Origin of the sequence: Scandinavium sp. UTDF21-P1B (genome assembly GCF_040750395.1) — a bacterium.
GTDB lineage: Bacteria > Pseudomonadota > Gammaproteobacteria > Enterobacterales > Enterobacteriaceae > Scandinavium.
This window is the reverse complement of the sequence record NZ_JBFLVD010000015.1, coordinates 43,274-67,853: the sequence shown is the minus strand read 5'-3', so window position 1 is coordinate 67,853 and position 24,580 is coordinate 43,274. Positions and strand designations below refer to the sequence as shown.

Annotated in this window: 25 protein-coding genes; 8 read left to right on the top strand and 17 right to left on the bottom strand. The window is 55.1% G+C overall.

Features of this window, described 5'->3' with window-relative positions:
- The first annotated feature begins 127 nt into the window (after window positions 1–127).
- Complete coding sequence (locus AB1287_RS12520) at window positions 128–1,402, top strand: Glu/Leu/Phe/Val family dehydrogenase (RefSeq protein WP_312626439.1); 1,275 nt, start codon at window positions 128–130, stop codon at window positions 1,400–1,402.
- Window positions 1,403–1,455: 53 nt separating this feature from the next.
- Here AB1287_RS12520 and AB1287_RS12515 read toward each other — a convergent pair whose 3' ends face one another.
- Window positions 1,456–2,070 carry a DapH/DapD/GlmU-related protein gene (locus tag AB1287_RS12515; RefSeq protein ID WP_435617969.1) on the bottom strand — a complete coding sequence of 205 codons (615 nt, stop codon included), beginning with the start codon at window positions 2,068–2,070 and terminating at the stop codon, window positions 1,456–1,458.
- A 223-nt stretch (window positions 2,071–2,293) separates the two neighbouring features.
- Between AB1287_RS12515 and tam the strand changes: the two genes are divergently transcribed.
- Window positions 2,294–3,055: a trans-aconitate 2-methyltransferase gene (tam, locus tag AB1287_RS12510; RefSeq protein ID WP_435617968.1), complete on the top strand. Its 762-nt coding sequence runs from the start codon at window positions 2,294–2,296 to the stop codon at window positions 3,053–3,055.
- A 156-nt stretch (window positions 3,056–3,211) separates the two neighbouring features.
- Here the strand turns inward: tam and AB1287_RS12505 are convergent, their stop codons facing one another.
- The 11 genes from AB1287_RS12505 to sad all read right to left on the bottom strand — a co-directional run bounded on the left by AB1287_RS12505 (window position 3,212) and on the right by sad (window position 15,335).
- Window positions 3,212–3,652: an N-acetyltransferase family protein gene (locus AB1287_RS12505; RefSeq protein ID WP_435617967.1), complete on the bottom strand. Its 441-nt coding sequence runs from the start codon at window positions 3,650–3,652 to the stop codon at window positions 3,212–3,214.
- 9 nt (window positions 3,653–3,661) lie between these two features.
- On the bottom strand, window positions 3,662–4,576 hold the full coding sequence (locus AB1287_RS12500) for a bestrophin family protein (RefSeq protein WP_435617966.1): 915 nt from the start codon (window positions 4,574–4,576) through the stop codon (window positions 3,662–3,664).
- Between the two features lie 334 nt (window positions 4,577–4,910).
- Window positions 4,911–6,362 carry a tagaturonate reductase gene (locus AB1287_RS12495; RefSeq protein ID WP_435618176.1) on the bottom strand — a complete coding sequence of 484 codons (1,452 nt, stop codon included), beginning with the start codon at window positions 6,360–6,362 and terminating at the stop codon, window positions 4,911–4,913.
- Between the two features lie 116 nt (window positions 6,363–6,478).
- Window positions 6,479–7,006: a GNAT family N-acetyltransferase gene (locus AB1287_RS12490; protein WP_435617965.1), complete on the bottom strand. Its 528-nt coding sequence runs from the start codon at window positions 7,004–7,006 to the stop codon at window positions 6,479–6,481.
- A gap of 70 nt (window positions 7,007–7,076) precedes the next feature.
- Window positions 7,077–8,057, bottom strand: a complete 981-nt coding sequence (locus AB1287_RS12485; protein ID WP_435618175.1) for a sensor domain-containing diguanylate cyclase — start codon at window positions 8,055–8,057, stop codon at window positions 7,077–7,079.
- Between the two features lie 67 nt (window positions 8,058–8,124).
- A complete protein-coding gene (locus AB1287_RS12480; protein WP_435618174.1) occupies window positions 8,125–9,117 on the bottom strand; it encodes a diguanylate cyclase in 993 nt (330 codons plus the stop codon).
- A 194-nt stretch (window positions 9,118–9,311) separates the two neighbouring features.
- The gene (locus tag AB1287_RS12475) at window positions 9,312–10,748 is read right to left on the bottom strand and encodes a GGDEF domain-containing protein (protein ID WP_312626432.1); all 1,437 of its coding nucleotides are present in this window, start codon (window positions 10,746–10,748) and stop codon (window positions 9,312–9,314) included.
- 115 nt (window positions 10,749–10,863) lie between these two features.
- Window positions 10,864–11,223, bottom strand: coding sequence for a DUF4186 domain-containing protein (locus AB1287_RS12470; RefSeq protein WP_312626431.1), 360 nt, complete (start codon window positions 11,221–11,223; stop codon window positions 10,864–10,866).
- Window positions 11,223–12,143, bottom strand: coding sequence for a glutaminase B (gene glsB / locus AB1287_RS12465; protein WP_409438232.1), 921 nt, complete (start codon window positions 12,141–12,143; stop codon window positions 11,223–11,225). The genes AB1287_RS12470 and glsB overlap by 1 nt, the downstream gene beginning before the upstream one ends.
- A 54-nt stretch (window positions 12,144–12,197) precedes the next feature.
- Window positions 12,198–13,787 carry a methyl-accepting chemotaxis protein gene (locus AB1287_RS12460; protein ID WP_435617964.1) on the bottom strand — a complete coding sequence of 530 codons (1,590 nt, stop codon included), beginning with the start codon at window positions 13,785–13,787 and terminating at the stop codon, window positions 12,198–12,200.
- Between the two features lie 162 nt (window positions 13,788–13,949).
- The gene (sad, locus tag AB1287_RS12455) at window positions 13,950–15,335 is read right to left on the bottom strand and encodes a succinate-semialdehyde dehydrogenase (protein WP_435617963.1); all 1,386 of its coding nucleotides are present in this window, start codon (window positions 15,333–15,335) and stop codon (window positions 13,950–13,952) included.
- Window positions 15,336–15,438: 103 nt separating this feature from the next.
- Here sad and ptrR point away from each other — a divergent pair, with 103 nt between their 5' ends.
- Window positions 15,439–16,317 (top strand): putrescine utilization regulator PtrR, encoded by an 879-nt coding sequence (gene ptrR / locus AB1287_RS12450; RefSeq protein ID WP_312626427.1) that lies wholly within the window; start codon window positions 15,439–15,441, stop codon window positions 16,315–16,317.
- On the opposite strand, the gene AB1287_RS12445 is transcribed toward ptrR, so the two are convergent.
- Together AB1287_RS12445 and AB1287_RS12440 are read right to left on the bottom strand one after the other, a co-directional pair.
- The gene (locus AB1287_RS12445; protein ID WP_435617962.1) at window positions 16,314–17,102 is read right to left on the bottom strand and encodes a PhzF family phenazine biosynthesis protein; all 789 of its coding nucleotides are present in this window, start codon (window positions 17,100–17,102) and stop codon (window positions 16,314–16,316) included. The genes ptrR and AB1287_RS12445 overlap by 4 nt on opposite strands.
- Entirely contained in the window at window positions 17,102–17,902 is an 801-nt protein-coding gene (locus tag AB1287_RS12440; protein WP_435617961.1) for a PhzF family phenazine biosynthesis protein, read from the bottom strand. Before AB1287_RS12440 ends, AB1287_RS12445 begins: the two co-directional genes overlap by 1 nt.
- A 203-nt stretch (window positions 17,903–18,105) precedes the next feature.
- Here AB1287_RS12440 and AB1287_RS12435 point away from each other — a divergent pair, with 203 nt between their 5' ends.
- Window positions 18,106–19,299 (top strand): sugar transporter, encoded by a 1,194-nt coding sequence (locus AB1287_RS12435; protein WP_312626424.1) that lies wholly within the window; start codon window positions 18,106–18,108, stop codon window positions 19,297–19,299.
- Between the two features lie 38 nt (window positions 19,300–19,337).
- Here the strand turns inward: AB1287_RS12435 and bla are convergent, their stop codons facing one another.
- Together bla and AB1287_RS12425 are read right to left on the bottom strand one after the other, a co-directional pair.
- Entirely contained in the window at window positions 19,338–20,192 is an 855-nt protein-coding gene (bla, locus tag AB1287_RS12430) for a class A beta-lactamase (RefSeq protein WP_435617960.1), read from the bottom strand.
- Window positions 20,193–20,235: 43 nt separating this feature from the next.
- Complete coding sequence (locus AB1287_RS12425) at window positions 20,236–20,904, bottom strand: MarC family NAAT transporter (protein WP_312626422.1); 669 nt, start codon at window positions 20,902–20,904, stop codon at window positions 20,236–20,238.
- 258 nt (window positions 20,905–21,162) lie between these two features.
- On the opposite strand from AB1287_RS12425, the gene marR reads away from it, so the two are divergent.
- From marR to marB, 3 genes are read left to right on the top strand one after another with little or no spacing between them, the layout of a single operon-like run.
- Window positions 21,163–21,597: a multiple antibiotic resistance transcriptional regulator MarR gene (marR, locus tag AB1287_RS12420; RefSeq protein WP_435617959.1), complete on the top strand. Its 435-nt coding sequence runs from the start codon at window positions 21,163–21,165 to the stop codon at window positions 21,595–21,597.
- A 22-nt stretch (window positions 21,598–21,619) separates the two neighbouring features.
- The gene (marA, locus tag AB1287_RS12415; protein WP_312626420.1) at window positions 21,620–22,003 is read left to right on the top strand and encodes an MDR efflux pump AcrAB transcriptional activator MarA; all 384 of its coding nucleotides are present in this window, start codon (window positions 21,620–21,622) and stop codon (window positions 22,001–22,003) included.
- Window positions 22,004–22,032: 29 nt separating this feature from the next.
- Window positions 22,033–22,251 (top strand): multiple antibiotic resistance protein MarB, encoded by a 219-nt coding sequence (gene marB / locus AB1287_RS12410; protein WP_312626419.1) that lies wholly within the window; start codon window positions 22,033–22,035, stop codon window positions 22,249–22,251.
- Window positions 22,252–22,291: 40 nt separating this feature from the next.
- Here the strand turns inward: marB and eamA are convergent, their stop codons facing one another.
- Window positions 22,292–23,191 (bottom strand): O-acetylserine/cysteine exporter, encoded by a 900-nt coding sequence (eamA, locus tag AB1287_RS12405; RefSeq protein ID WP_312626418.1) that lies wholly within the window; start codon window positions 23,189–23,191, stop codon window positions 22,292–22,294.
- Between the two features lie 195 nt (window positions 23,192–23,386).
- Between eamA and ydeE the strand changes: the two genes are divergently transcribed.
- Entirely contained in the window at window positions 23,387–24,580 is a 1,194-nt protein-coding gene (ydeE, locus tag AB1287_RS12400) for an efflux MFS transporter YdeE (RefSeq protein ID WP_435617958.1), read from the top strand.

Sequence of the window (24,580 nt, the reverse complement as noted above, 5' to 3'; positions counted from 1 at the left end):
CCCTCTCATTTCCGCGTTTCGCCTGATGCTAAATTTTAAAAAAGTGTTAAATTTATACTCACATAGTGAGTAACACTATGCTCCACGGCTAATTAAGAACATATTACTTACAAAACTAAGGTTCATCATGGATAAGTTATCTTACGCTTCAGATAGCAACACATCTGCCTGGAATACCTACCTGCAACAAATCGAGCGCGTTGCCCCTCACCTCGGCGAACTTTCCCGCTGGGTTGATACGCTTCGTCATCCGAAGCGCGCCCTGATTGTGGATATTCCTGTTCAGATGGACGATGGCACCATCCGTCACTTTGAAGGTTATCGCGTGCAGCACAACCTCTCCCGCGGCCCGGGCAAAGGCGGTGTTCGCTACCACCCGGATGTGGATCTGAACGAAGTAATGGCGCTCTCTGCCTGGATGACCATTAAATGTGCGGCGCTGAACCTGCCCTACGGCGGCGCAAAGGGCGGTATTCGCGTCGACCCGTTCAAGCTCTCTGAAGGTGAACTGGAGCGTCTGACCCGCCGCTATACCAGCGAAATCGGCATCATTATTGGGCCGCAAAAAGATATTCCTGCGCCGGACGTCGGCACCAACGGCAAGGTTATGGCGTGGATGATGGATACCTATTCCATGAACCACGGCACCACCATTACCGGCGTTGTAACGGGCAAACCGATTCACCTCGGCGGCTCGCTGGGACGTGAAAAAGCCACCGGCCGTGGCGTATGGATCAGCGGTCGTGAAGTGGCGCGTCGTGCCAATATTCCGGTAGAAGGCGCTCGCGTGGCAGTGCAAGGTTTCGGTAACGTCGGCAGCGAAGCCGCACGTCTGTTCGCCGCATCCGGTGCTCGCGTGGTGGCTATTCAGGACCATACCGCGACGCTGTTCAACGCGACGGGTATTGACATGAACGCCCTCACCGCCTGGCAGATTGAGCATAAACAAATCGCCGGATTCCCGGGCGCGGACACCATCGCCAGCGAAGCTTTCTGGGATGTGGATATGGATATCTTGATTCCGGCCGCGCTGGAGGGTCAGATCACCCGCCACCGTGCCGAAGTACTGAAATGTAAGCTTATCCTCGAAGGCGCAAACGGCCCGACCTACCCGGATGCCGACGACGTACTGGCCAGCCGCGGCATTATCGTCGTACCGGACGTGGTTTGTAACGCCGGCGGCGTCACCGTCAGCTACTTCGAATGGGTTCAGGACATGGCGAGCTTCTTCTGGAGTGAAGAAGAGATCAACGAGCGCATGGACAAAATCATGACCGATGCCATGGTTCACGTTTGGGAAAAAGCGGCGGAAAAATCCTGCTCCCTGCGTACCGCCGCATATATCGTGGCCTGTGAGCGTATTCTGCTGGCGCGTAAAGATCGCGGTATCTATCCAGGCTAAGGCCTGCACACCGGTGAGTCGTTTTGCGGCTCACCGTCGCTTCTGTTTGACGCTCAGCGATATTTCTCACAAAACCGCGAAACGTCATCCTGCTGAAAATCACTCAGTCGTCCGATAATTGTCTCCAGCGGCCAGTCCCACCAGGCGATACGCTGCAGCTCCTTAGCGATCTCTTCAGAAAAACGCATGCGCAGCACTTTAGCCGGGACACCTCCGACAATGCTGTAAGGCGCAACGTCTTTCGTTACTACGGCTCCCGCCGCAAGTACGGCACCCTCACCCACTGTGACGCCCGGCAGGACAATGACCCCATGACCGAGCCAGACGTCGTGGCCAATCACGACCGTGTCCTGTCGGCGTGCCGCGAAGAAATCATGGTCGCGCGTGGCATCCGGAGAATAGTATTCCGGACAGTATGTAATACGGTGCTGTGAAGCTCGCTGCATCGGATGATTAGGCGCGCCAATACGCACCTGGTTGGCGATCGCCACAAACCGACCAATCTGCGCATCGGCAATCGTGCAATATTCCCCGACGTACGAAAAATCTCCCAACGATGCATATTCCATTACGCTGTGCGCCAGTACTTCGCACTGCTGGCCAATGCGGCACTCACGCAGACGCACGCTGCTGTCGATAGACGCTTCTGCCAGTTTTACGGTTTTCATGAACGGGTCACTCCGGTAACAAATACAGCCACTCTATTGCGCATTTATTAACGGATAATGACGAAGCAGCACGCCTTGCCCGATCTCAGTCGACGTACAGGGTGATTCAGGTTTTTTCGCCTGAATGGTCAGAATTCTTTCGGCGTGCTGCAAACTTTGTGGCTATCTTAAAGCATCGCTGGTCTAAGATTTGCTTCGTCTCAACAAGCCTCGAGGAACGAAAATGGCCGACTGGAATCCCTCTCTGTATTTGCAGTTTGCATCTGAACGTACCCGCCCGGCGGCAGAGCTACTCGCCCGCATTGCGAAACCCGCGGCAAAATATGTGGCGGATTTGGGCTGCGGCCCGGGTAACAGCACGGAATTGCTGCGTGCAGCCTGGCCAGAAGCAGTGATAACCGGCGTGGATAACTCTCCGGCGATGCTGGAAAAAGCGCAAAAGGCACTCCCGGACTGCCAGTTCGTCAACGCCGATATCAATCAGTGGCGGCCAGAGCAGCCTCTGGATGTCCTTTACGCCAACGCCTCGCTGCAATGGCTGAGCGATCATTCAACGCTGTTCCCGCACCTGACCACTTTGCTCGGTGATGAAGGTGTTCTGGCGGTGCAAATGCCGGATAACTGGCAGGAGCCATCGCACGCATCGATGCGGCAGACGGCAAGCGAGCTGGGGCATCCGGCGCGCGGCAGGGTTCCGCTTGAGAGCGTGCAGACGTATTACGATTTACTGAGCAGTAACGGCTGTGAGGTGGATATCTGGCGAACGACCTATTTCCATCCGATGGCGTCGCATCAGGCAATTATTGACTGGCTGAGCGCAACCGGACTGCGGCCTTATTTGCAGGATCTGGACAACGTCAGCCAGCAGGCGTTTCTGAAGCGCTATCTGCAACTGCTGGAAGAGCACTATCCTCGTCAACAAAACGGTCAGATCCTGCTGGCGTTCCCGCGCCTGTTTATCATTGCAAGACGGGTTACCAGCTAAAGTCGCGTACTAACGAGAGGTCCCAGGCCGTCGCAAACAGGGAAACAAAAATAATGATGTTTACGACGGTCTCTATTTTCTTTTCCATGATGATTCTCCTGATGGCCCGTTGACCATTACACAGTGAAAATCTTAATGATTTCTTAAAGGCTACGGCTATAGATTCATCCGATAAAGCACAAAATCCTCAACGTCGGTAAACTGGTCATACAGCTTTCTGGCAGGGTTACTTTCCCGCGTGTGCCAGTACAGCCGTGACCAACCCTCCGCTTTACCTTCATCAACCAAAGACTGAATCAGCTTTCGTGCAAGACCGCGGCCGCGCGTTTCAGGAGCAACAAACAGGTCCTCAAGATAGCAAATGGGGGCGATGACCCACGTTCCTTCATGCAGCACAATATGGGCAAAGCCCTGCACGTCCCCGTTCACTACCGCAACCCGGCCATAAATGGATGAACGTTCATCCAGCATGCGCTGCCAGGTTTTTTCGGTGATCGCTTCGCTGACGGTTGACGCATAAAACTGGTTATAGCCGTTCCACAGCGTGCGCCACTGAGCTTTATCTGCGGCCTGAATTTCGCGAATCACAACGTCCATCGGAAGTCCTTAAGTCAGCTGATAGCATTTGTCGGGAAGGATTTTCGCCGGAATATGGGTTTCGTTGTTCATCTGCAGCAGATCGATTTCTATGGTGTTGCTGATGGCATCCAGCGGCAGATCATTATTTTCCACGCCGAACGGTTCTTCAAGTTCTTCTGCCAGAACGTCCAGCGCGATAAAGGTGTAAGAAATTAGCATCGAGACAAACGGTGTCATGTAGTGGAGGTCACTCACCAGCGCAAACGGCAGCATGATGCAGAACAGATACACGGTACGGTGCAGAATTAACGAATAGGCGAACGGTACGGGCGTGTTCGCAATACGCTCACAGCCCGCCAGCACGACTGACATATCATTCAGGCGGTTGTTGAGGCTATGGAAAAGAATATCCGACAGCGCGCCCTTCTGACGGTATTCCGCCAGCCAGTTTCCCATCAACAAAAGAATGTGGTTCGCGGGTGACTGTACCGCCACAACTTGCGCGAGCTGCTCGTCCGTCAGGTATTTCGCCAGCGTCTGTTCCTGCGGTAAACGACGGAGCTGCATACGTAGCGAATGCACGAAAGAAACCTGCAGCCTGACAAACGGTCCGCAGTCTGTATTATCCGGCAGCGTATTTTTCACTTCACGCAACAATGAGCGCGAGGCGATCATCAGTTGCCCCCACAGCAAACGGGCCTCGACGTAGCGTGCGTAGCAGGCGTTATTGCGAAAGCCGAGAAAAATGGCAATTGCCACACCAAGAATACTGAACGGTGCGACGGTCAGCTTCACGCCAAGCGAGGTATACCACGGCAGCATGGCAATAACGGCCACGGAAAGCAGGAAATTCAGCAGCAGGCGTGAGAAAATTTTCGATAGCACCGAGCCATGCCAGACGAAGATGCGTGACAGCCAGTGTTCTTGAGGTCTGAGGATCATGAGTGAGGTTCTGCAAAAAGGAAGCGCGTTACTTTAACGTGATCCAAATCACTCTTTCAAGTTTATATCGACATTTCGCTACATTTTAATAACAAGATAAATTTTTACTTTCTGCCGTAACAGGGGCTACTCGAAAAACTGTCTGGCGGCGGGCGTAATACTCGCTATCAGATTCGTTTTTCAGGCTGAGCCAAATAAAATGCCGATTCGGTTCATGACGCCCTTCCAGACGAATATTTGCAGAGGAGTTTGATGAGTAATAGTAAAGCAAACAAAATGTATGTTGTAACTAATTAGTTCTGTTTTAAACCCGGCACGATGGCCGGGTGTGTTATCAACAAAGCAGCTTAACGGCTTCCCGCATACCCTGCGTGAGGATTGCATCCAGATCGTGGGTGACCTGTTGCACCAGCCCTGGTACCTGCGTCAGATTCTCCTCCCAGTGCTCTTTCACCGCCAGTACCGACTCAACCAGCGATGCGGTGCTGATTTGCTTATCACGGTGTAGCATCCAGAGCTGTTGATAGCGCTCGATCCAGTAGGCGTCATCCTGAACGGGATAGCCCTCACCGTGACGTTCAGCCCGGTAAAACGCAATCAGCGCCGCAAGCGCAAAGGTCAGGCGTGGCGGGAGTTTTCCGTTTGTAGCCTGCCCTGCCAGCAGCTGCGGCAAAATACGGGTGCGGAATTTGGTCATGCCGTTAAGCGCAATCGACAGAAGCTGGTGCTTAATGTACGGGTTGCGGAAACGCCCCGTCACCGCACTGGCGAACGACGCCAGCTCATCTCGCGGTAAATCCAGCACCGGGATGATTTCCTGACAAATCGCTTTTTCAACAAACGCGCACACTTGCGCATCGTTCATCGCCTCACCGACGGTATCCAGCCCGGCCTGATAAGCGACCGGCACCAGCGCCGTGTGAGCGCCGTTCAGAATCGCCACTTTGCGCTCTTTGTACGGTTTGATGTCATCAACAATCAGCACGTTGAGCGGAAATTTATCAAGCCGCAGTTCGCTGGCCAGCGTTTTTGGTCCCTGAATAACGAATAAGTAGAAATGTTCAGCGGTATCAAGGAAGGCATCTTTATAACCCAGTTCTGCTTCAAGCTGGGCAGCCTCTTCTCGCGGATAACCCGTCACGATACGGTCGACCAGCGTGGAGCAAAACGCATTAGCGGTATTCAGCCATGCCACAAATTCTGCCGGAAGCGCCCATTCCTGTGCGTAGCGCAGTACCAGCTCACGCAGCGCCTCACCGTTGTAATCAATCAGTTCACACGGAATGATGATCCAGCCTTTATCTACGGCACCGTTAAAGTGGCTGTAGCGCTCGAACAGCAGCCGGGTCAGTTTTGCCGGATAGCTCACGGCCGGCGCGTCATCGAACTTATCGCCCGCGTGATAGCTAATGCCCGCTTCCGTGGTGTTAGAGAACACGAAACGGATGTCCGGGTTGTGGGCCAGCCTGAGGAATTCGGCGTAATCGCGGTAAGCGCTGATTTCACGGTTAACGGAACGGATAAGTCTTGTCTCACTGACCGCTTCGCCCTGCTCGTTCAGGCCGCGAATAATGGTGGTGTAGAGGCCATCCTGGGTGCTGAGCGACGGCGGAAAGTCGCTGTCGATAGGACGAACCACCGTCACACCAGCGTTGAGATCGGTGTGTTCGTTCAGAAGGTCAATTTGCCAGTCGACAAACGCGCGTAAAAAGTTGCCTTCGCCAAACTGAATAATGCGTTCAGGGTACTGAGCGCCGGGAAAGTCGAGGCGGTTAACGGTTTTCATCATGGGTTTCCCTTATTTATTGGTCATACAGCTTTCGTTATTGGTCCAATAACTTAGCAGACTTTAAAACCAGGAAACCCTGTTTTGATCAAAGGGCGGCAGCTTTTCTGCGCGGTTTAAACAAATTTGTAAAACACCGAGGTCGCGGTGAGTTCCCCTTCCGGCATCAGCGCATAGCGTGGGATTTCCCCGGCCTTTTGCCAGCCGCACTGTTGATAGAAATGCTCCGCGCCGCTGCCGGTTGAAGTATCCAGCACGAGCACCGTTTTCCCCTGCCGCTTTGCTTCAGCTTCCAGCTCAGCCATCAGCTTACGGGCAATGCCCTGCCGACGACCGCGAGAGTGGACCAACAGCTTTGCCACTTCGGCCCGATGGGGTTGATTTTCAGGCAGATCGGTGATCAGCTGCACCGTCCCTACCAAAGTGCCATCAGCCTGTTCAGCGGCAAGAACCGTGCGTTCACCGGCGGCAACGCTTTGCGCAACCTTCTGCCAGAAGGCCACGGCTTTATCGGGATGGAACGGCAGCATAAAGCTGACGGAGGCCCCGCCGATAACGCTATCGATAAGCATCCCGGTCAGTTCAGGAAGGCGCTGTAAAATATCAGATTGTGAAAGGGAAATCAGACGAATGGACGAGGTCATGAGGGCTCCTTATGAAGACCCCTCACTATCTACTTAACAGTTTGATAACACAACGTTTCAGCCAGAGGGATTACTTATTCATCGGCAAGTCGGCTTCATGCTGCTGCTTCATGGCGTACATGCGTTTGTCCGCCGTGCGCAGCAGGCCTGATACGTCGCGAACATCATCATGGTTGACTTCACTCACTCCCCAGGAAAACGCCAGCTCCCAGGGTTTGCCGGACGTCTGGTTGAACGCATTGGCTTCTTCAGTCAGGTGCTGCATCGCGATCCATGCCCCGCTTTCGTCCGTATCGGAAAACAAAATCCCAAATTCGTCGCCACCATGGCGGACCAGCAAATCGGTATTACGAAACGCTTTAGTCAGCAGCCTCGCCATTTCCCTCAGCGCACAATCGCCTTCAGCATGACCATAGCGATCGTTAATCTGTTTGAATTTGTCGAGGTCGAGCCAGCCGAGCGTCAGCGGTTCAGCGCGACGTTCCGCGGAGGCAATGGCGAAGTTCGCCAGATGCTCGAAGCCACGACGGTTGAATAACCCGGTCAGGGAATCGGTGGTGGCTTCGCTTATCGCCTTAAATTCATCTTCCACAATCGCCGCCAGATCGTGCAGCAGCGCCTGTTCTTCGCCGCTAAACGAACGTGCGTCATGGCCGAGTAAGCAGAACGCCCCAACCATGGCTCCGTCAGGCAGTCTCAGCGGATGGCCAGCGTAAAAGCGGATATGCGGATCGCCGGTCACCAGCGGGTTATCGCTGAAGCGCGAATCCTGCATTGCATCGGGCACAATAAGCGGGTTGTCGCTGAGAATAACGTGGCCGCAAAAAGAGAGCTGACGCGGCAATGTGGCATAGCACAGCCCGTCACAGGACTTAAACACCAGCGATTCGGCATCCACCAGGCTCACTATCGCCATCGGCACGTTGAAAAGGTGACGGGCAAGGCGCGTCAGGCGATCGAAACGAGCCGGTTCACCCGTATTGAGAATGCCAGACTCCCGCAGAGAGGTCAGGCGCTGGACTTCATTTGCCGGGATATCTGGACTCTTCATCATCTCTCCTCATGCAGAAGTATTAACAGCTTAGCCTGGATTGAATCGTTTTTACGGGAACGGAAAATCAGTGAGCGAAGATTTGATTCTTCCCACGTCTTTTTGCTTCATAAAGGGCGTCATCGGCGGCTTTCAGCCAGGCGTCGACGTCCTCCATATCCGGCCGCGCACAGGCCACACCGATGCTCAACGTCAGCGGTAGCTTGCTGTCCGGCAGCACGGTAATGACGGCGGTCGCTTCCATAATGCGGTGGGCAATCATGACGGCCTCTTCCTGCGAGGTATCAGGGAGCAAAACCACAAATTCATCGCCGCCAAGCCGGGCCGGCGTGTCGGTGCTGCGGGTGGCAACGTGTAAAATCTGCGATACCGTCTGGAGCATCGCGTCACCCACTTTATGACCATAACGATCGTTTACGTCCTTAAAGTTATCCAGATCGATAAACACCAGCGCCGAATCGCCGCAGGCATTTTGCAGGCGGCTCAGCTCCCAGGCGATACGTTTCTCCAGCAGACGACGGTTGGCAATGTCTAGCAGTGGGTCCTTCATCGCAATCCGCTCCAGCTCCTGGCTTTTTTGTCTGAGCTTAGCCGCCAGAATGTCCGTTAATGTGCACAGCGCCAGCAGATAAATGGCGATCAGCGGCAGCGTGGCAAACATCGTTCGCGGCGATACGTCAGGGCGAATGTCCATTCCAGTGCAGAGCCAGGTAACGGCGAAAACGCTGAGCATTATCACTGCGGCTTTACGCATCAGCACCACGCCTCCCGCCGCCATGCGATCGGCGAGAAGGATCGTGGCAATCACTACGGAAGGCAGAGGATTAAGCGCCATTATGGCTATCCAGAACCCACCCGCGCCGGCCTCGATAAGCAGATTCTGATGTTCAGCCACCAGCGGCACGCGCGCATTGCGGGCGCGCAGATAAGCCAGCGTCGGCCAGACGAAAGCATTCACGGTCAGCAGCACACGCAGCCAGAGCGCACGATCGAGTTCATCGAGAGTGGAAAGAATGGGGAAAAAACAGAGAAATGTACCCAAAATGCGCATCAGATACATACGGCGAACGAACCGCATTCCGGGGACCTTATCATTCGTATTCTGTTGGTCAAAATCGTTCATTGAATGCAACTTTTCCGATGAGAGGTCAGCGTTATCGTATTTTCTTTGACCTGAGCCCACACGCTATCACTTGAGATAGTTGACTGTTTTGGCTCGATTATCAAGCCTGAAGGTGACAGTGTCACCCTGCATCAGGAGGCGACTGAATTCAGGACACCCTCTTCAGCGAGGTGTCGGGCACAGGTTTTGTTTCGCCCTGCTTTTTTAGCGCGATAAAGGTATTCATCGGCTTCCACCAGCAGTTCGTTAAAGACGTCAATCACCGCTCTGTCTCCCTGCGTTCCGTTGCCGGTACCAATGCTGACCGTCACGCGCAGCGGCTGCTGTCGCCACTGGAAGACATAAGACTCAATGCGCAGGCGAATTTTCTCTGCCAGATGAAAACCGTTCAGCGGATTGTCGGTTCTGGCCGCTATCACAAACTCTTCTCCCCCCATTCGAGCCACCAGCCCCTCATCTCCGACCGCATCATGTACCTGGCGGGCAAACGCGGCCAGCACGTAATCGCCGCATTCATGGCCATAGTTGTCGTTCACGCTTTTGAAGAAGTCGATATCCAGCAGCATCACCGTCAGGTGCTGTCCGGCGCTTCCCGACTGGTTTTTCAGCGCTTCATAAAGACCTGAACGTGAATAAACACGGGTCAGAAAATCGAAATCGGCACGTAGCGATACCTGACGAATCAGGTTATTGATGGCCGCCACGCTGGTCGCGACAATCACCGGGCTAATCGCAAGCGTGGCGATACCCAGACGCGTGGAAAACAGCTGTGGGGTTTGCAGGGGCCCGGAAACCGCAAGGTTGATAATCGAGTTCGCCACCAGGATGATTTCACTTGCGCCCGTCACCAGCGTCAGCGCACAGGTTACCGGCAGCGGGTAGCGAATGGCGCACCAGATAAGCGCCGGGAGTGGAAAAGCAAGGCTCCCCGCGCCGCCCACGGCGATGGCCGCTACCACGGAAAGCACCAGCGTTAGCGCCGGAAGAAGCAGATTCCAGCGAATGCGAGGAATTTCATGCGGCAGCGTCATGGTCATTACGCAAGGCAAAATCAGCACGCCTGTAGAAAATTGCTCGCTGAACCAGTCCGCAAACAGCGGCATAAAGGATTGCCGATCGATCCCCTCGGATCCTAATGCCCCCAACAGCGCACAAAAGACGGCTGAAATAAGGCAATAATAGAACAGCCGTAGCGCATTCATTGGCCCGGGCTCCGTTCCCGCCTGCCGCTTATCGCGCATCACCAGCTGCGCCACCATAACGATAAACACCATATTCGAGGCGTTAATCACCAGCGACGCCAGCCCCCATTGCGTGGTCATCACGTCAAAGAGCAGCATCGCGCCATAGCAGATGGCGTAATAATGCCAGCGGTTCAGCCAAACGTAGCGGGCAAATATTGCCGCCATAACTGCGTTCAACGGCCAGAATAGCGACAGCTCCTGCACAAGCCGAAGCATGGCCCCAACGGCGTAAAACAGCGTGGTAATAACAAACAGGAAAAAGGCATTACGCAGGGCGTGTGCTTCGCTGAATACGGTAAACCGGGGGACGGAAATCGAACGCATTAATTATCTTTCCATATAATCGCGAGGGGCAATTATTCAGGGAATTACAGGTAAATGATCGGTAATAGTATCTACTATTGATCACAATGCGCGTATTAACAATTCTCCGTGTTAGTTATTTGTTATTCATTTGCAATACCAGCCAGTGGTGGATGACCCCGACGATATAGTGCTGTTCCTGCGAAGTGAGTTCCCTGCCCGCGTCAATGTTATGCCATTTCGCGAGGCAGCCCCGACAGCAGGTGGCTGTGGCATGCTGAGCGATAAATACCGGATGACCGCGCATGGGCGTCTGTTTGCCGTCATTATGCGGATGGGCAGGTGCAAGACGCTTTGCGACAAAATCGGCGGCGTGCTGGTCGATAACTTCCGCGCCTTTATCCCAACAGTATTGCCGCTCTTTCTCGCCTAAACGAAAGCGGGCACGAAACGGCGAACGGGAAAGTCGACCGAATAAGCTTTCCAGAGAAACCATCAGTAAATCGACCGCCCCAGACGCTGGGAAAGCTTCTCGAGCACCGCGATCCCCGCCAGGGAGTTCCCTGCCGCATCGAGCTGAGGGCTCCAGACCGCAATCGCCATTTCATGCGGCACAATCGCCACAATTCCGCCGCCCACGCCGGATTTCGCCGGCAGCCCCACGCGCCAGGCAAACTCTCCGGCGTTCTGATACATGCCGCTGGTCGCCATCAGGGCGTTGACCTGGCGGGTCTGTAATGGCGTGATAACAGGACGATCGCGCTCCGGGAAGTGGCCCTGGTTGGCGAGGAACAGGAAAGTGCGCGCAAGTTCAGCGCAGCTCATCTTCAGCGAGCAGTAATGGAAGTAGTTTTGTAAAACGGTCGTGACGTCATTATGAAAGTTGCCGAACGACTTCATGAGCCAGGCAATGGCGGCGTTACGAGCAGAATGATCGAACTCAGAGCGTGCCACTACGGCGTCATAGGCGATGTCGTCCACGCCAGAAAGCTCACGGACAATCTCCAGCATTCGCTGACGCGGCGCGCTGAGGCGGCTTTGCAGCATGTCGCAAACGACCAGCGCCCCGGCATTGATGAACGGATTGCGCGGGATCCCCTGCTCAATCTCAAGCTGCAACAGCGAGTTAAACGGCTGCCCGGAGGGATCTTTACCAACGCGCTGCCAAATCTCCTCTTCTTCGTAGTGATTCATCGCCACCACCAGGCTCAGGACTTTTGAGATCGACTGCACGGAAAAACGCTCCTGCGCATCTCCGGCACAGAAATACTGGCCGTCAACGGTGCTGATGGCGATCCCGAGCTTATTGCCATCCACGCAGGCGAGAGCCGGAATGTAATCCGCCACTTTGCCTTGTCCTATCAGCGGTTTTACCTCTGCCAGAATCGATGCCAGCATGTCGTTATTGATGACCATTGCCACAGTTGCTCCTTGCCCGCAGGCCTTTTTCGGCCTGCGAGTATAGCAGCGTCAGGCCGGCAGGCGAAAGCGCATTACCGCCTGCATCAGCTGCTGTGCGCTGGTTTCAAGGTGGCGGGATGACGCCGCGCTGGCCGTCACCAGGTCGCCCGTTTTCCCGGCGACCTGATTAAGGGAATGCAGCTGACGCGTTACCTGATGAATATTTTCGCCCTGATTGAGCGTGGCCTGTGAAATCTCCGTCAGTAGCGTACTCAGATTGCTCACCAGCTGCGTCACCTGCTGCAGGTTATCTTCCAGTCGCCCGACCGCCTGTGAGCCCTCTTCAATTCCCTGCAAGGAGTGGTTGATGAGACCCTGAATAGTCTGCGTCGATTCGCTGCTCTGTCGGGCCAGCAGCCCAACTTCTCTGGCCACTACCGCGAAGCCGCGCCCCTGGTTGCCCGCATGAGCCGCTTCAATCGCCGCATTGAGCGCCAGAATATTGGTCTGAAACGCCACGCTGTCGATCATCGCAACGATCCCTCGCATTTCGGCGGAACGCGCCACGATTGCCTGCATGGAAGCGTTCACCGTGACCATCATGCGATCGCCGCCCGCCACCATCTGACTCGCCTCCTCCGCCCGCTCACGGGCGAGCCCCGCATAGCCGGCGTTCCCTTCCACATGCGATTCCAGTGAGGCAATATGACGCGTCACGTCGTCAAGCTCCTGCGTCTGCTTTTCTGCCTGCAGGGAGAGCGCCTCATTGCTCTGCGCCAGACGCGAAACATTACCGGTAATCGATCCGGTGGCATCGCTGACCTGGGCCACGAGCCGTTGCAGACCGCTTTGCATATCGGCAAGCGTAGTGCTGATTTGCGCCACCTCACGGTTTACCTGCGAAACTTGCGGCAACGGCTGAGAGAGATCGCCATCAGCCAGGCTTTTAATATGCGTGATTAAACGTCGCAGCGGCACGATCACCCAGCGCGACATCCCACGCCACATCAGCAGAGCCACCACAAGTAAAGCCGCCGGGGCCAGCATAAACAGCTGCTGGAGATGCGTAAGACTTGCCATCAGGGATTCACGCCCCTCTGAAGCTTGCCGTTCACTGGCGGCCTGAAAGCGGGCGTAGTTGTCGTTAAACTCGCTCTGGAAAGCCTGCACCGGCACGGCAAAAAAGGCATCGATGGATTGCGTCTTTTGCAGGCCGTTAAGCTGCTCTTCAATAGCGCCATAAAACTGCTTATAGCTGTCGATCAAAGCTTCATCCCGCGGCGGGCTCATTGCCAGCCACGCCTGCCAGGCTTTTTGCGAGACCTTAAGACTCGCGCGTGCATCCTGCAGCAAGCCATCAGAGCTGCCCACCGAGCCTGTTTCTTTATCCTGCATGAAATAGACGCCCGCGCGATTGAGCAGATCGCTTGCCGCGAGCAAAGACACGCGAGCCCGATCGACGTGGACCTGCTGCAAATGTGCTCTTTGATTATGCTGCTCGCTCAGGCGTGCATTATGCAGCGACCAGGAGAGCAAAAACGAAGAGGCTATTTGCAGCGCGCAGAACAGCCCAATGATGGTAAACACGCCGGCAAGTAAACCAAAATGCTGCGGGAAAAAGCGACGGAGAAAACGACGAGGAATTTGTATTAAGTTCATAATTTTCATCTATAACAACATGTTAGACACGAGTGTACGAAATGAAAATGACAGAACCATGACAGGAAAGGTGTGGGATGTGGCTGGCGGCGCCGCTGCTTACCGGGCCTGCAATATTGTAGGCCCGGCAAGCCTGCGCCGCCGGGCAAAGGATTCAGAGAATCAGTGACGATCCTTCCACACGGTTTGCACATTACAGAACTCGTGCAGACCAAAATGCGACAGTTCGCGGCCGAAACCGCTTTTCTTCACGCCGCCAAACGCCACGCGGGCATCCGAGGCGCTGTAGCCGTTGATGAACACGCCGCCGCACTCCAGCTCGTCAGCAAAGCGCTGCGCCAGCTTTTCATCCGCCGTGTAGACGGTTGCCGACAGGCCGAAGTCGCTGTCGTTCGCCAGCGCCAGAGCATGCTCAGCATCGCGGGCGACGGTAATTGCCGCAACCGGGCCAAACATCTCCTGACGGAAGGCCGTCATGGATGGCGTGACGTTGCCTAACACCGTCGCCGCGTAGTAGTTGCCCTTCCCGGCTATCTTCTCGCCGCCGAGCAGCAGGGTCGCGCCCTCTTCCAGTGTGGCCGTCACCTGGTTGTGCAGTTCATCACGCAGATCGTACCGGGCCATAGGACCGAGATAGTTTTGCTCGTCTTCCGGATTGCCCATTTTGAGCTTCGCAGCCGCAGCCACAAACTTCTCAGTGAAGGCATCAGCAATACCGGCTTCGACGATAAAACGTTTCGCGGCGGCGCAGACCTGCCCGGTATTCTGATAACGGCCAACTACCGCCGCTTTAACTGCCTCATCAATATCGGCATCGTTAAGGACGATAAACGGATCGGATCCGCCCAGTTCAAGCACGCATTTTTTGAGCGCCGCACCGGCCTGCGCGCCAATCGCCTTCCCGGCACGCATGCTGCCGGTCAGCGTGACGGCGGCAACACGCGGGTCGTTAATCATCTGCGATACACCGTCATTGGTGGCATTCACCCAGCCGAACACGCCAGCAGGAATGCCCGCTTCCGTGAAGATCTCACCAATCAGCTTCGCACTGCCCATCACGTTTGGGGCGTGCTTCAGCAGGTAGCTGTTACCGGCCAGCAGAATCGGCACAGCGCCGCGCATTACCTGCCAAAGCGGGAAGTTCCACGGCATCACCGCCATAATCGGCCCAAGCGGACGATATTCGATCACTGCTTTGTTCTGCTCGACCTGAGTCGCTTCGGTGGCAAGCATCGCCGGGCCGTGCTCTGCATACCAGTCGCAGAGATTGGCTGACTTGGCCACTTCACCCCGAGCCTGTGCAATCGGCTTGCCGATTTCACGGCTGATGAGCAGTGCCATCTCTTCGGCGTGCTGGCGGAGCACAGCGCCAACCTTGCGCAATGCATCTGCACGTTCCGCCACGGGAGTGCGTTTCCACTGGCGGAACCCAGAATCGGCCAGCGCTACGGCCTGGTTAACTTCTTCGCTTGTCGCCCACGGCAGACTGAAAAAAGTCTCGCCCGTTGCCGGGTTGAGGGAGATAGCGTGAGTTGCAGGTGATGTCATTTTGTTCTCTCTGTTCAGTGAGGCTGTTGCCTGATACTGCCCCACTCTGCTATTTATGAATAATGAATAATATTAACCACCCTATTCACAATATGAGAACGCAATGGATTTGACCCAGCTTGAGATGTTCAACGCCGTCGCGCAGACCGGCAGCATTACCCAGGCCGCGCAGAAAGTGCATCGCGTGCCCTCAAACCTGACAACCCGTATTCGTCAGCTGGAGGCCGATCTGGGGGTTGAGCTGTTCATTCGTGAGAATCAGCGCCTGCGTCTTTCCCCTGCCGGGCACAGCTTTCTGCGCTACAGCCAGCAGATTTTAGCCCTGGTGGATGAAGCGAGGATGGTGGTTGCCGGAGATGAGCCTCAAGGACTGTTTTCGCTCGGCTCGCTGGAAAGTACCGCCGCGGTGCGTATTCCGCCGACGCTGGCGTTATATAACCAGCGCTATCCGAAGATTCAGTTCGATCTGGCAACCGGCCCGTCGGGTACAATGATTGACGGCGTGACGGAAGGCAGGCTCAGCGCCGCTTTTGTCGACGGCCCTGTGGTGCATCCAAATCTTGAAGGCGTACCGGTCTATCAGGAAGAGATGATGATCGTCGCGCCAAAAGGTCACCCGCAGGTCACGCGGGCCAGCGACGTCAACGGCACCAGCATTTACGCCTTTCGCGCTAACTGCTCCTACCGCCGTCATTTTGAAAGCTGGTTCCACGCAGACCGCGCGACGCCCGGACGCATTCATGAGATGGAGTCCTATCACGGCATGCTGGCGTGCGTGATTGCTGGCGCGGGGCTGGCGATGATCCCCCGCAGCATGCTGGAAAGCATGCCGGGACATCATCAGGTGGATGCCTGGCCGCTGGCCGAAAAATGGCGCTGGCTGACCACCTGGCTCGTCTGGCGACGCGGTGGCATGACCCGCCAGCTTGAGGCGTTTATTACCCTGCTGGATGAAGCGCAGCCTTCCGATACACAAGCTTAACGCAGCAGGATCTTGCCCTGCATCCAGGTGACCGCCGTGCCGCTCATCTGCACGCGGTCACCCCGGAGTTCACAGCGCACATCGCCGCCGCGTGCCGAAACCTGACGCGCCAGCATGGTCGTTTTCCCGAGCTTTTCACTCCAGTAGGGAATCAGCATCGTGTGCGCCGAGCCCGTGACCGGATCTTCAGGCACCGCCACGCCCGGCGAGAAGAAGCGGCTGACAAAATCGTACTTATCATCGCCCTTCGCCGTCACGCAAACTTTGTGTTCATCCGGGAGCATGGCAGCGAAATCAGGCATAAGCGCCTCGACCTGCTCACGATTATCCAGCTCAATGAGCCAGGCGCGCCCCTTGCGTGCGTGGCGATAGTGCGTAACCCCAAGCGCTTTCAGCATATCAGGCGGTGGCGTCAGTTCTGCCGTTTGTCCTGCCGGGAAATCGAGCGTCATCCATTCCCCATCGCGACTGACCGTCAAACGACCAGAGGCGGTATCAAAATGAATGCGCGCATCCGGGTAATCGAGATGGTTAAAGATGACATGCGCGGTGGCAAGCGTAGCGTGACCGCACAGATTGACCTCCACGAGCGTGGTGAACCAGCGCAGTTCGAAGCCGCCTTTCGCCGGAATAAAGAAAGCCGTTTCGGATTGATTGTGCTGCTGCGCCATTTGCAACATCTGGTCGTCCGGCAGCCAGCGCTCAAGCGCGCAGACGGCGGCAGGGTTTCCGGTAAAATTATTCTCGCTGAAGGCGTCGACCAGCCAGACGGGGAGCGTTTGCATCACATCTCTCCTTCACGCAGAAAAACGCTGCCGATCAGATAAGTGGTCGCCTGCCCGCCAATCAGCACACGATCGCCCTTCCATTCGCAGCGCAGCTCACCACCTCTGGCGGAAACCTGGCGGGCCATCATCTGCGTTTTGCTCAGTTTCTCCCCCCAGTAGGGAATCAGCATACTGTGCGCCGAGCCGGTAACAGGATCTTCCGCCACGCTTTCGCCCGGGCAGAAGAATCGACTCACGAAGTCATGCTTATCGCCCGGTGCCGTCACGCAGACCATTTTGCCAAGCGGCAGCATGGCATGGATATCGGGCGTGAGCGCCTCCACCTGCTGCTGATTGTTCAGCACCAACAGGTAATCCCGAGCGACACGTACTTCTTCATAGTTTTCAATGCCAAGCGCCTTCAGCAGAAGCGCAGGCGGATCCGCGGGTTCCGTTTTCCACGCCGGGAAATTGAGCGTCAGCCAGTCGCCGCTGCGGGTGACGATCAGCTCGCCAACAAAACGGGTAGAGAAACGGATTTCCGTATGGGGATAATCCAGAAATTCAAAAATAACGTGGGCGCTGGCAAGCGTGGCGTGACCGCAGAGATTGATTTCCCCCTGAGTGGTGAACCAGCGTAGCTCGAAGCCGCCGTCGGTTCGCACAAAGAAGGCGGTTTCTGACTGGTTATGCTCCTGCGCCATCTTCAGCAAAGTCGCATCCGGCAGCCACTCCACAAGCGGGCAAACTGCCGCCGCATTGCCGCCAAACGTGCGGTCGCTGAAGGCATCTACCATGTAAAACGGAATTTCCTGCATAGTCTCTATCTTTTGTTTTTATAACGACTTAGCAACATTAATAGCGCCTTTGGCGGCAAAATACGAGCCCCCTTTCGGAGGATGACGCATCTTCGGCCACAAGCTTCCGTTATGCGATCTCAGTCACAAAACGATTGTGTTTTGCACAACGATGGTTTTAAGATCGCCTTCTCTTCCTCCCGCAAACCATCAAGACAAGTGCTATGACAACAAACACAGTCTCCCGCAAGGTCGCGTGGCTGCGCGTGGTTACCCTTGCCATCGCCGCCTTTATTTTCAACACCACTGAGTTTGTCCCGGTAGGACTGCTGTCTGATATTGCCCGTAGTTTCTCAATGGAAACCGCGCAGGTTGGCATCATGCTGACCATCTACGCCTGGGTCGTGGCGCTGATGTCCCTGCCGTTTATGCTGCTCACTAGCCAGATGGAGCGCCGTAAGCTGCTGATCGGGTTATTTGTGTTATTTATTGCAAGCCATGTACTCTCTTTCCTGGCGTGGAATTTTAACGTGCTCGTAATTAGTCGTATCGGCATCGCATTCGCCCACGCGGTATTCTGGTCGATTACCGCATCGCTGGCTATCCGGCTTGCTCCGGCCGGGAAACGCGCGCAGGCGCTTAGCCTGATCGCCACCGGCACGGCGCTGGCGATGGTGCTTGGCCTACCGATTGGTCGCGTCGTTGGGCAGTATTTCGGCTGGCGTACGACCTTCTTTGTTATCGGCCTCGGCGCGCTCATCACTCTGATGGCGCTGATCAAACTGCTACCGAAGATACCGAGCGAGCATTCCGGTTCGTTGAAAAGCCTGCCGCTGTTGTTCCGCCGCCCGGCGCTGATGAGCCTCTATTTACTGACCGTCGTCGTCATCACTGCCCATTACACGGCCTACAGCTATATCGAACCTTTTGTGATTAACGTCGCCGGGTTTAACGCCAACTTCGCCACCTTGCTGCTGCTTACCCTTGGCGGTGCGGGCATTATCGGTTCAATCGTGTTCGGTAAGCTGGGTAACCGTCATGCTTCATCACTCGTCAGCGGTGCCATCGCCCTGATGACGGTCTGCCTGGTGCTGCTGCTGGCTGCGGCGCAAAGCGAACTACACCTGACTCTCCTGAGCATTGTGTGGGGTATTGCCATTATGGTGATCGGTCTTGGAATGCAGGTGAAGGTGCTGGCGATTGCACCCGATGCCACGGACGTGGCGATGGCGTTGTTTTCGGGGATCTTTAACATCGGGATTGGCGCAGGTGCGCTGGTCGGGAATCAAATAAGTCTGCACTTATCCATGGCCGATATTGGCTATATCGGCGCGGTGCCCGCGCTGGCCGCACTTATCTGGTCGGTGATTATTTTCCGCCGCTGGCCGGTGGCGCTCGAGGAACAACCGCAGCAGTAAAAAAAGGTGGCGTTTGCCACCTTTTTCTTTCTACCAGCTTACCAGTGTTTAATCAGCGCATCGCCAATCTCTGCAATCTGAGCATTACGCTCGTTCATCGTGGCCTGGGTCTCGGTTAAGTAAATCACCACAATGCGTGAAGGTTTTCCGTCAGGCCCCATCGCCGCCACGATGCCACGAGCGCCGCGCTCACCCGCCCCGGATTTGTCGGCAATAAACCATCCCTGAGGAAGCACTGAGCGCAACAGTGGCCCCGCGACTTTGTCCGCTGTCATCCAGTTGATTAATTGCTTTTGCGAGGCGGCAGTCAGCACATTACCGGTTAAAAGTTGACGCAGCGTCTGCGCCATATGCTCCGGGGTCGTTGTATCACGGCTATCGCCAGGTAGCGCCTCGTTCAGTTCAGGCTCCCAACGGTCGAGGCGCGTTACATTGTCACCCGCTTTACGCAAGAAATCGGTGAGCTTTTGCGGGCCACCAATGGCCTTAAGCAGCAAATTCGCCGCTGTGTTATCGCTCATGGTGATGGCGGCTTCACATAATTCGCCGAGGGTCATCCCGTCAGTCAGATGTTTTTCAGTCACGGGTGAGTAGACGATAAGATCGCTTTTTTGATAGCTGATACGTCGATCGAGTTGTTCTTTACCTTCGTCAACCCGGACCAGAACCGCGCCGCAGAGCAGCACTTTGAACGTACTCATCATCGGAAAACGTTCAGTAGCACGGTAGCCGCTCAATACTTTACCGCTGGAGAGCTCCAGCTCTGCATAACCCACGCGCGCTTTAAGTTGCGTCTCCGCTTCTTTGGCTTTATCCAGAGGCAGCGTCTGGGCAAACGCTGGCACGCAAAAAGCGGCCAGCAGAGGAATAAGAGAAAGACGAACAAGTGGCATAAAATACTCTTCCTTGGGTGTGAATGATGCTTTTAAAATAAGATCATGCCGGATACGTCGAAATAATTTCCAGCACGCCGTTAATAATGAACTGCACGCCCATGCAGACCAGCAGGAAGCCCATCAGGCGGGAGATGGCTTCGATGCCGCCCTTTCCGACCAGGCGCATAATTGCCCCGGAGCTGCGCAGACAGCCCCACAGAATCACTGACACCGACAGGAAAATCAGCGGCGGGGCTATCCATACCACCCAGTCCGGGAAATCGACGCCGTGCTTCACGGTAGACGCCGAACTGATGATCATCGCAATCGTCCCCGGCCCGGCCGTACTTGGCATCGCCAGCGGCACAAAGGCGATATTCGCCGTTGGCTCATCCTCCAGTTCTTCCGACTTGTGCCGCGCTTCAGGCGAATCGTGGGCTTTTTGCTGCGGGAACAGCATCCGGAAACCAATAAACGCCACGATAAGGCCACCGGCAATACGCAGACCGGGAATAGAGATCCCGAAGGTGTTCATCACCACCTGGCCGGCGTAGTACGCCACCATCATGATCGCGAACACGTACACCGAGGCCATCAGCGACTGACGATTGCGTTCGGCGCTGTTCATATTCCCGGCAAGGCCAAGGAACAACGCCACGGTGGTCAGCGGGTTTGCCAGCGGCAAAATTACCACCAGCCCAAGGCCAATGGCTTTAAACAAATCCAGCATAAAAAACACTCCTGTGATAGCAGTCACCTGCCGGCTGAGTATAAGAGCATTCCCGCAGCCCATGCCATGGTTAAATGTTGTCGTTTTTTTGCCATGCAAACACATAACGGACAGTTATCAAATAAGCAGAATAAAGACGTAAAAGTGTGATCCATCTGACTTTAGCAAAAAGTGTGATTAGCTTATTCATTCGATTGACTTATGGTTGCCTGGGCAATAATATCGCCAGCAACTAAACTACTTGCCAGGGCAACCTTTGTGAAAAGCACCAGTGACCTGTTTAACGAAATCATTCCACTTGGTCGCTTGATCCATATGGTCAACCAGAAAAAAGATCGTTTACTGAACGACTATCTGTCGCCAATGGATATCACCGCTTCGCAGTTTAAAACGCTTTGTTCTGTTCGCTGCGCAGTGTGCATCACTCCGGTTGAGCTGAAAAAAGCGCTGTCGGTCGATCTCGGTGCCCTGACCCGAATGCTTGACCGCCTGGCTTGCAAAGGCTGGATTGAACGTCTGCCTAACCCGAATGATAAGCGCGGCGTGCTGGTTCAGCTGACACCGGACGGCGCAGCAATATGTGAGCAATGCCACCAGCTGGTGGGACAGAACCTGCATCAGGAATTAACAAAAAACTTAACGGCGGACGAGGTCGCAACCCTTGAGCTTCTGCTCAAGAAAATCCTGCCGTAACAGAAGAAAAAGAGGTAAGACGATGTCCAGACGTAATACTGACGCTATCACTATTCATAGCATTTTGGACTGGATCGAGAGCAATCTGGAGTCACCACTGTCGCTTGAAAAGGTGTCAGAACGCTCCGGTTACTCGAAGTGGCACCTGCAGCGGATGTTCAAGAAAGAAACAGGACACTCCCTGGGGCAGTATATTCGCAGCCGTAAGCTCACTGAAATCGCACAGAAGCTTAAGCAAAGCAACGAGCCGATCCTGTATCTGGCCGAACGCTATGGTTTCGAATCCCAGCAGACGCTGACGCGCACCTTTAAGAACTATTTCGACGTACCGCCGCACAAATACCGCATCACCAATATGCCCGGCGAGTCGCGTTATCTGATGCCACTAAACCACTGTAATTGTTAATCGCCTGCACAAGACGTATCGAGGAAAAAATGAAACTGTTCGCCTCCGCCGCCCTCACCTTATTGGTGCTGGTCTCCGGCCAGAGTTTTGCGGAGCAATCCACGTTACCGGCGAGTCACGGTAGCCACGACACCATGATTATGCCGTCAACCCAGGACAAGTCACCGTTTGACTTCAACCACATGGGTTCCGGCAGCGACAAATCCGACGAACTGGGCGTACCTTACTATAACGGAAACTCCCAGTAACTTTTTTGCCCCGCTTTTGCGGGGCTTTTTTCTTTTAGCCTTACCCCTGCACTGCTTTTACCCGCCGGATCCTCAGGCCAAACACGTTGATATACAGCCCCGCCATAATCAGCAGCGCCCCCAGCAGCTGAAGCGTTGACAGCGTTTCACCCAGCAGCAGTGCCGCGCTGGCAATTCCGACAACCGGTACCAGCAAAGAGAGCGGTGCCACGCGCCAGGTTTCATAACGTCCCAGCAGCGAACCCCAGATGCCATAGCCGATAATGGTCGCCACAAACGCAAGATAGACCAGCGACAAAATCGTTGTGAGATCGATGTTCACCAGGCTTTGCACCATCGCCGTCGGCCCCTCCAGCAGATAAGAGGCCAGCATAAACGGCAGAATCGGGATCAGCGCACTCCACACCACCAGCGACATCACCGCCGGACGCGCCTCATGCTGCATAATTTTCTTGTTAAAAATATTCCCGCATGCCCAGCTGAAGGCTGCCGCCAGCGTCAGGAAAAAGCCGAGTATTGCGACGTGCTGCCCGTTGAGGCTGGCCTCAATCAGCACCAGCACACCAAAGACGGCAAGCGTAATGCCCGCCAGCTGCTTGCCCTGAAGCCGTTCACCGAAGACAAATGCGCCAAGAATAATGGTGAAAAACGCCTGCGCCTGAAGCACCAAAGAAGCCAGCCCGGCGGGCATTCCAGATTTAATGGCGCAGAACAGGAAGGCAAACTGACCGAAGCTGATGGTCAGGCCATAGCCGAGCAACAATGAGAGCGGAATTTTCGGGCGGGCGACGAAGAAAATGGCGGGCACGGCGACCAGCATAAAACGTAAACCGGCCAACATCAGCGGCGGCATATTGTGCAGCCCTAGTTTGATGACCACAAAGTTCAGTCCCCAGACCACCACCACCAACAGCGCCAACAACCCGTCTTTCCGCGTCATACCCTGCCTCTGAATTATTAAATTTTTGTAAACAGATTCAAGGTAACGAAAAAAACGCGCGAGGAACAGATCATTAATTCTGGCAGGTATTCAAGGCACTGATGGATAAATTGGGGTCTGTACAAGCCCCCTTAGCGCGTGATAATCCTGATACGACACAACATAACGATCACATAAGCAATTGTCGGATAAACAATGACACCCTCTGTTAAGCGTTCAACCTCAGCGTTGCTGGCGTCGTCGTTGCTGTTAACTATCGGCCGCGGTGCGACACTGCCCTTCATGACCATCTATCTGACGCGCCAGTACGGCATGAGCGTCGAAGCGATTGGCTACGCCTTAACGGTAGCCCTGACCGTCGGGGTGTTATTCAGCCTCGGCTTTGGCATTCTCGCCGATAAGTTCGACAAAAAACGCTACATGATCGTCGCCATTGTGGCTTTTATCGCCGGTTTTTCCGCCATACCGCTGGTCAACAACGTCATCCTTGTGGTGTTTTTCTTTTCGCTGATCAACTGCGCCTACTCCGTCTTCTCCACGGTGCTGAAAGCCTGGTTTGCCGATGTGCTGAGCGTCGGTGAAAAAGCGCGTATTTTCTCACTCAACTACAGCTTTCTGAATATCGGCTGGACCGTGGGGCCGCCGATTGGCACCTGGCTTGTGATGTACAGCCTGCAGTTGCCCTTCTGGCTTGCTGCCGTCTGCGCCGCCTTCCCGCTGGTATTTATTCAGTTTTACGTCCAGCGCAGCCAGGAGAGCAGTGAAGAGAAAGTTGCCACCGTCTGGCAGCCTTCGGTGCTGCTGAAGGATAAAGCGCTGTTCTGGTTTACGCTCTCCGGGCTGCTGGCCTCTTACGTCGGTGGCTCGTTTGCCACCTGTATTTCGCAGTATGTGCTGACGGTGGCCGATGACGCAGATTTCGCGCAAAAGGTAGTATCGGTTGTGCTGCCGGTGAACGCCGTGGTGGTGGTCAGCCTGCAATATGTTGTTGGCCGGAAGATCACGGCCAGCAACATTCGCCCATTGATGGTCGTGGGGACGCTCTGCTTCCTGCTGGGCCTTGGCGGATTTATTTTCTCGGGCGAAAATTTGGTGTACTGGGGCATTGCCGCCGCGGTGTTTACCATTGGTGAAATCATCTATGCGCCTGGCGAATACATGCTTATCGACAACATTGCGCCGCCGGGCATGAAGGCGAGCTATTTCTCTGCTCAGGCGCTGGGCTGGCTCGGCGCGGCAGCCAACCCGATGATCACTGGCCTGATTCTGACTTCTCTGCCGGCCTGGACGCTGTTTGCCATCATGATGCTGGCTATCGTCCTGGCCTGGCTGATGATCCTGCGCGGGATGAGCGTCAAAGCGTGGGATCGCGAGCTGAAAACCGCCTGA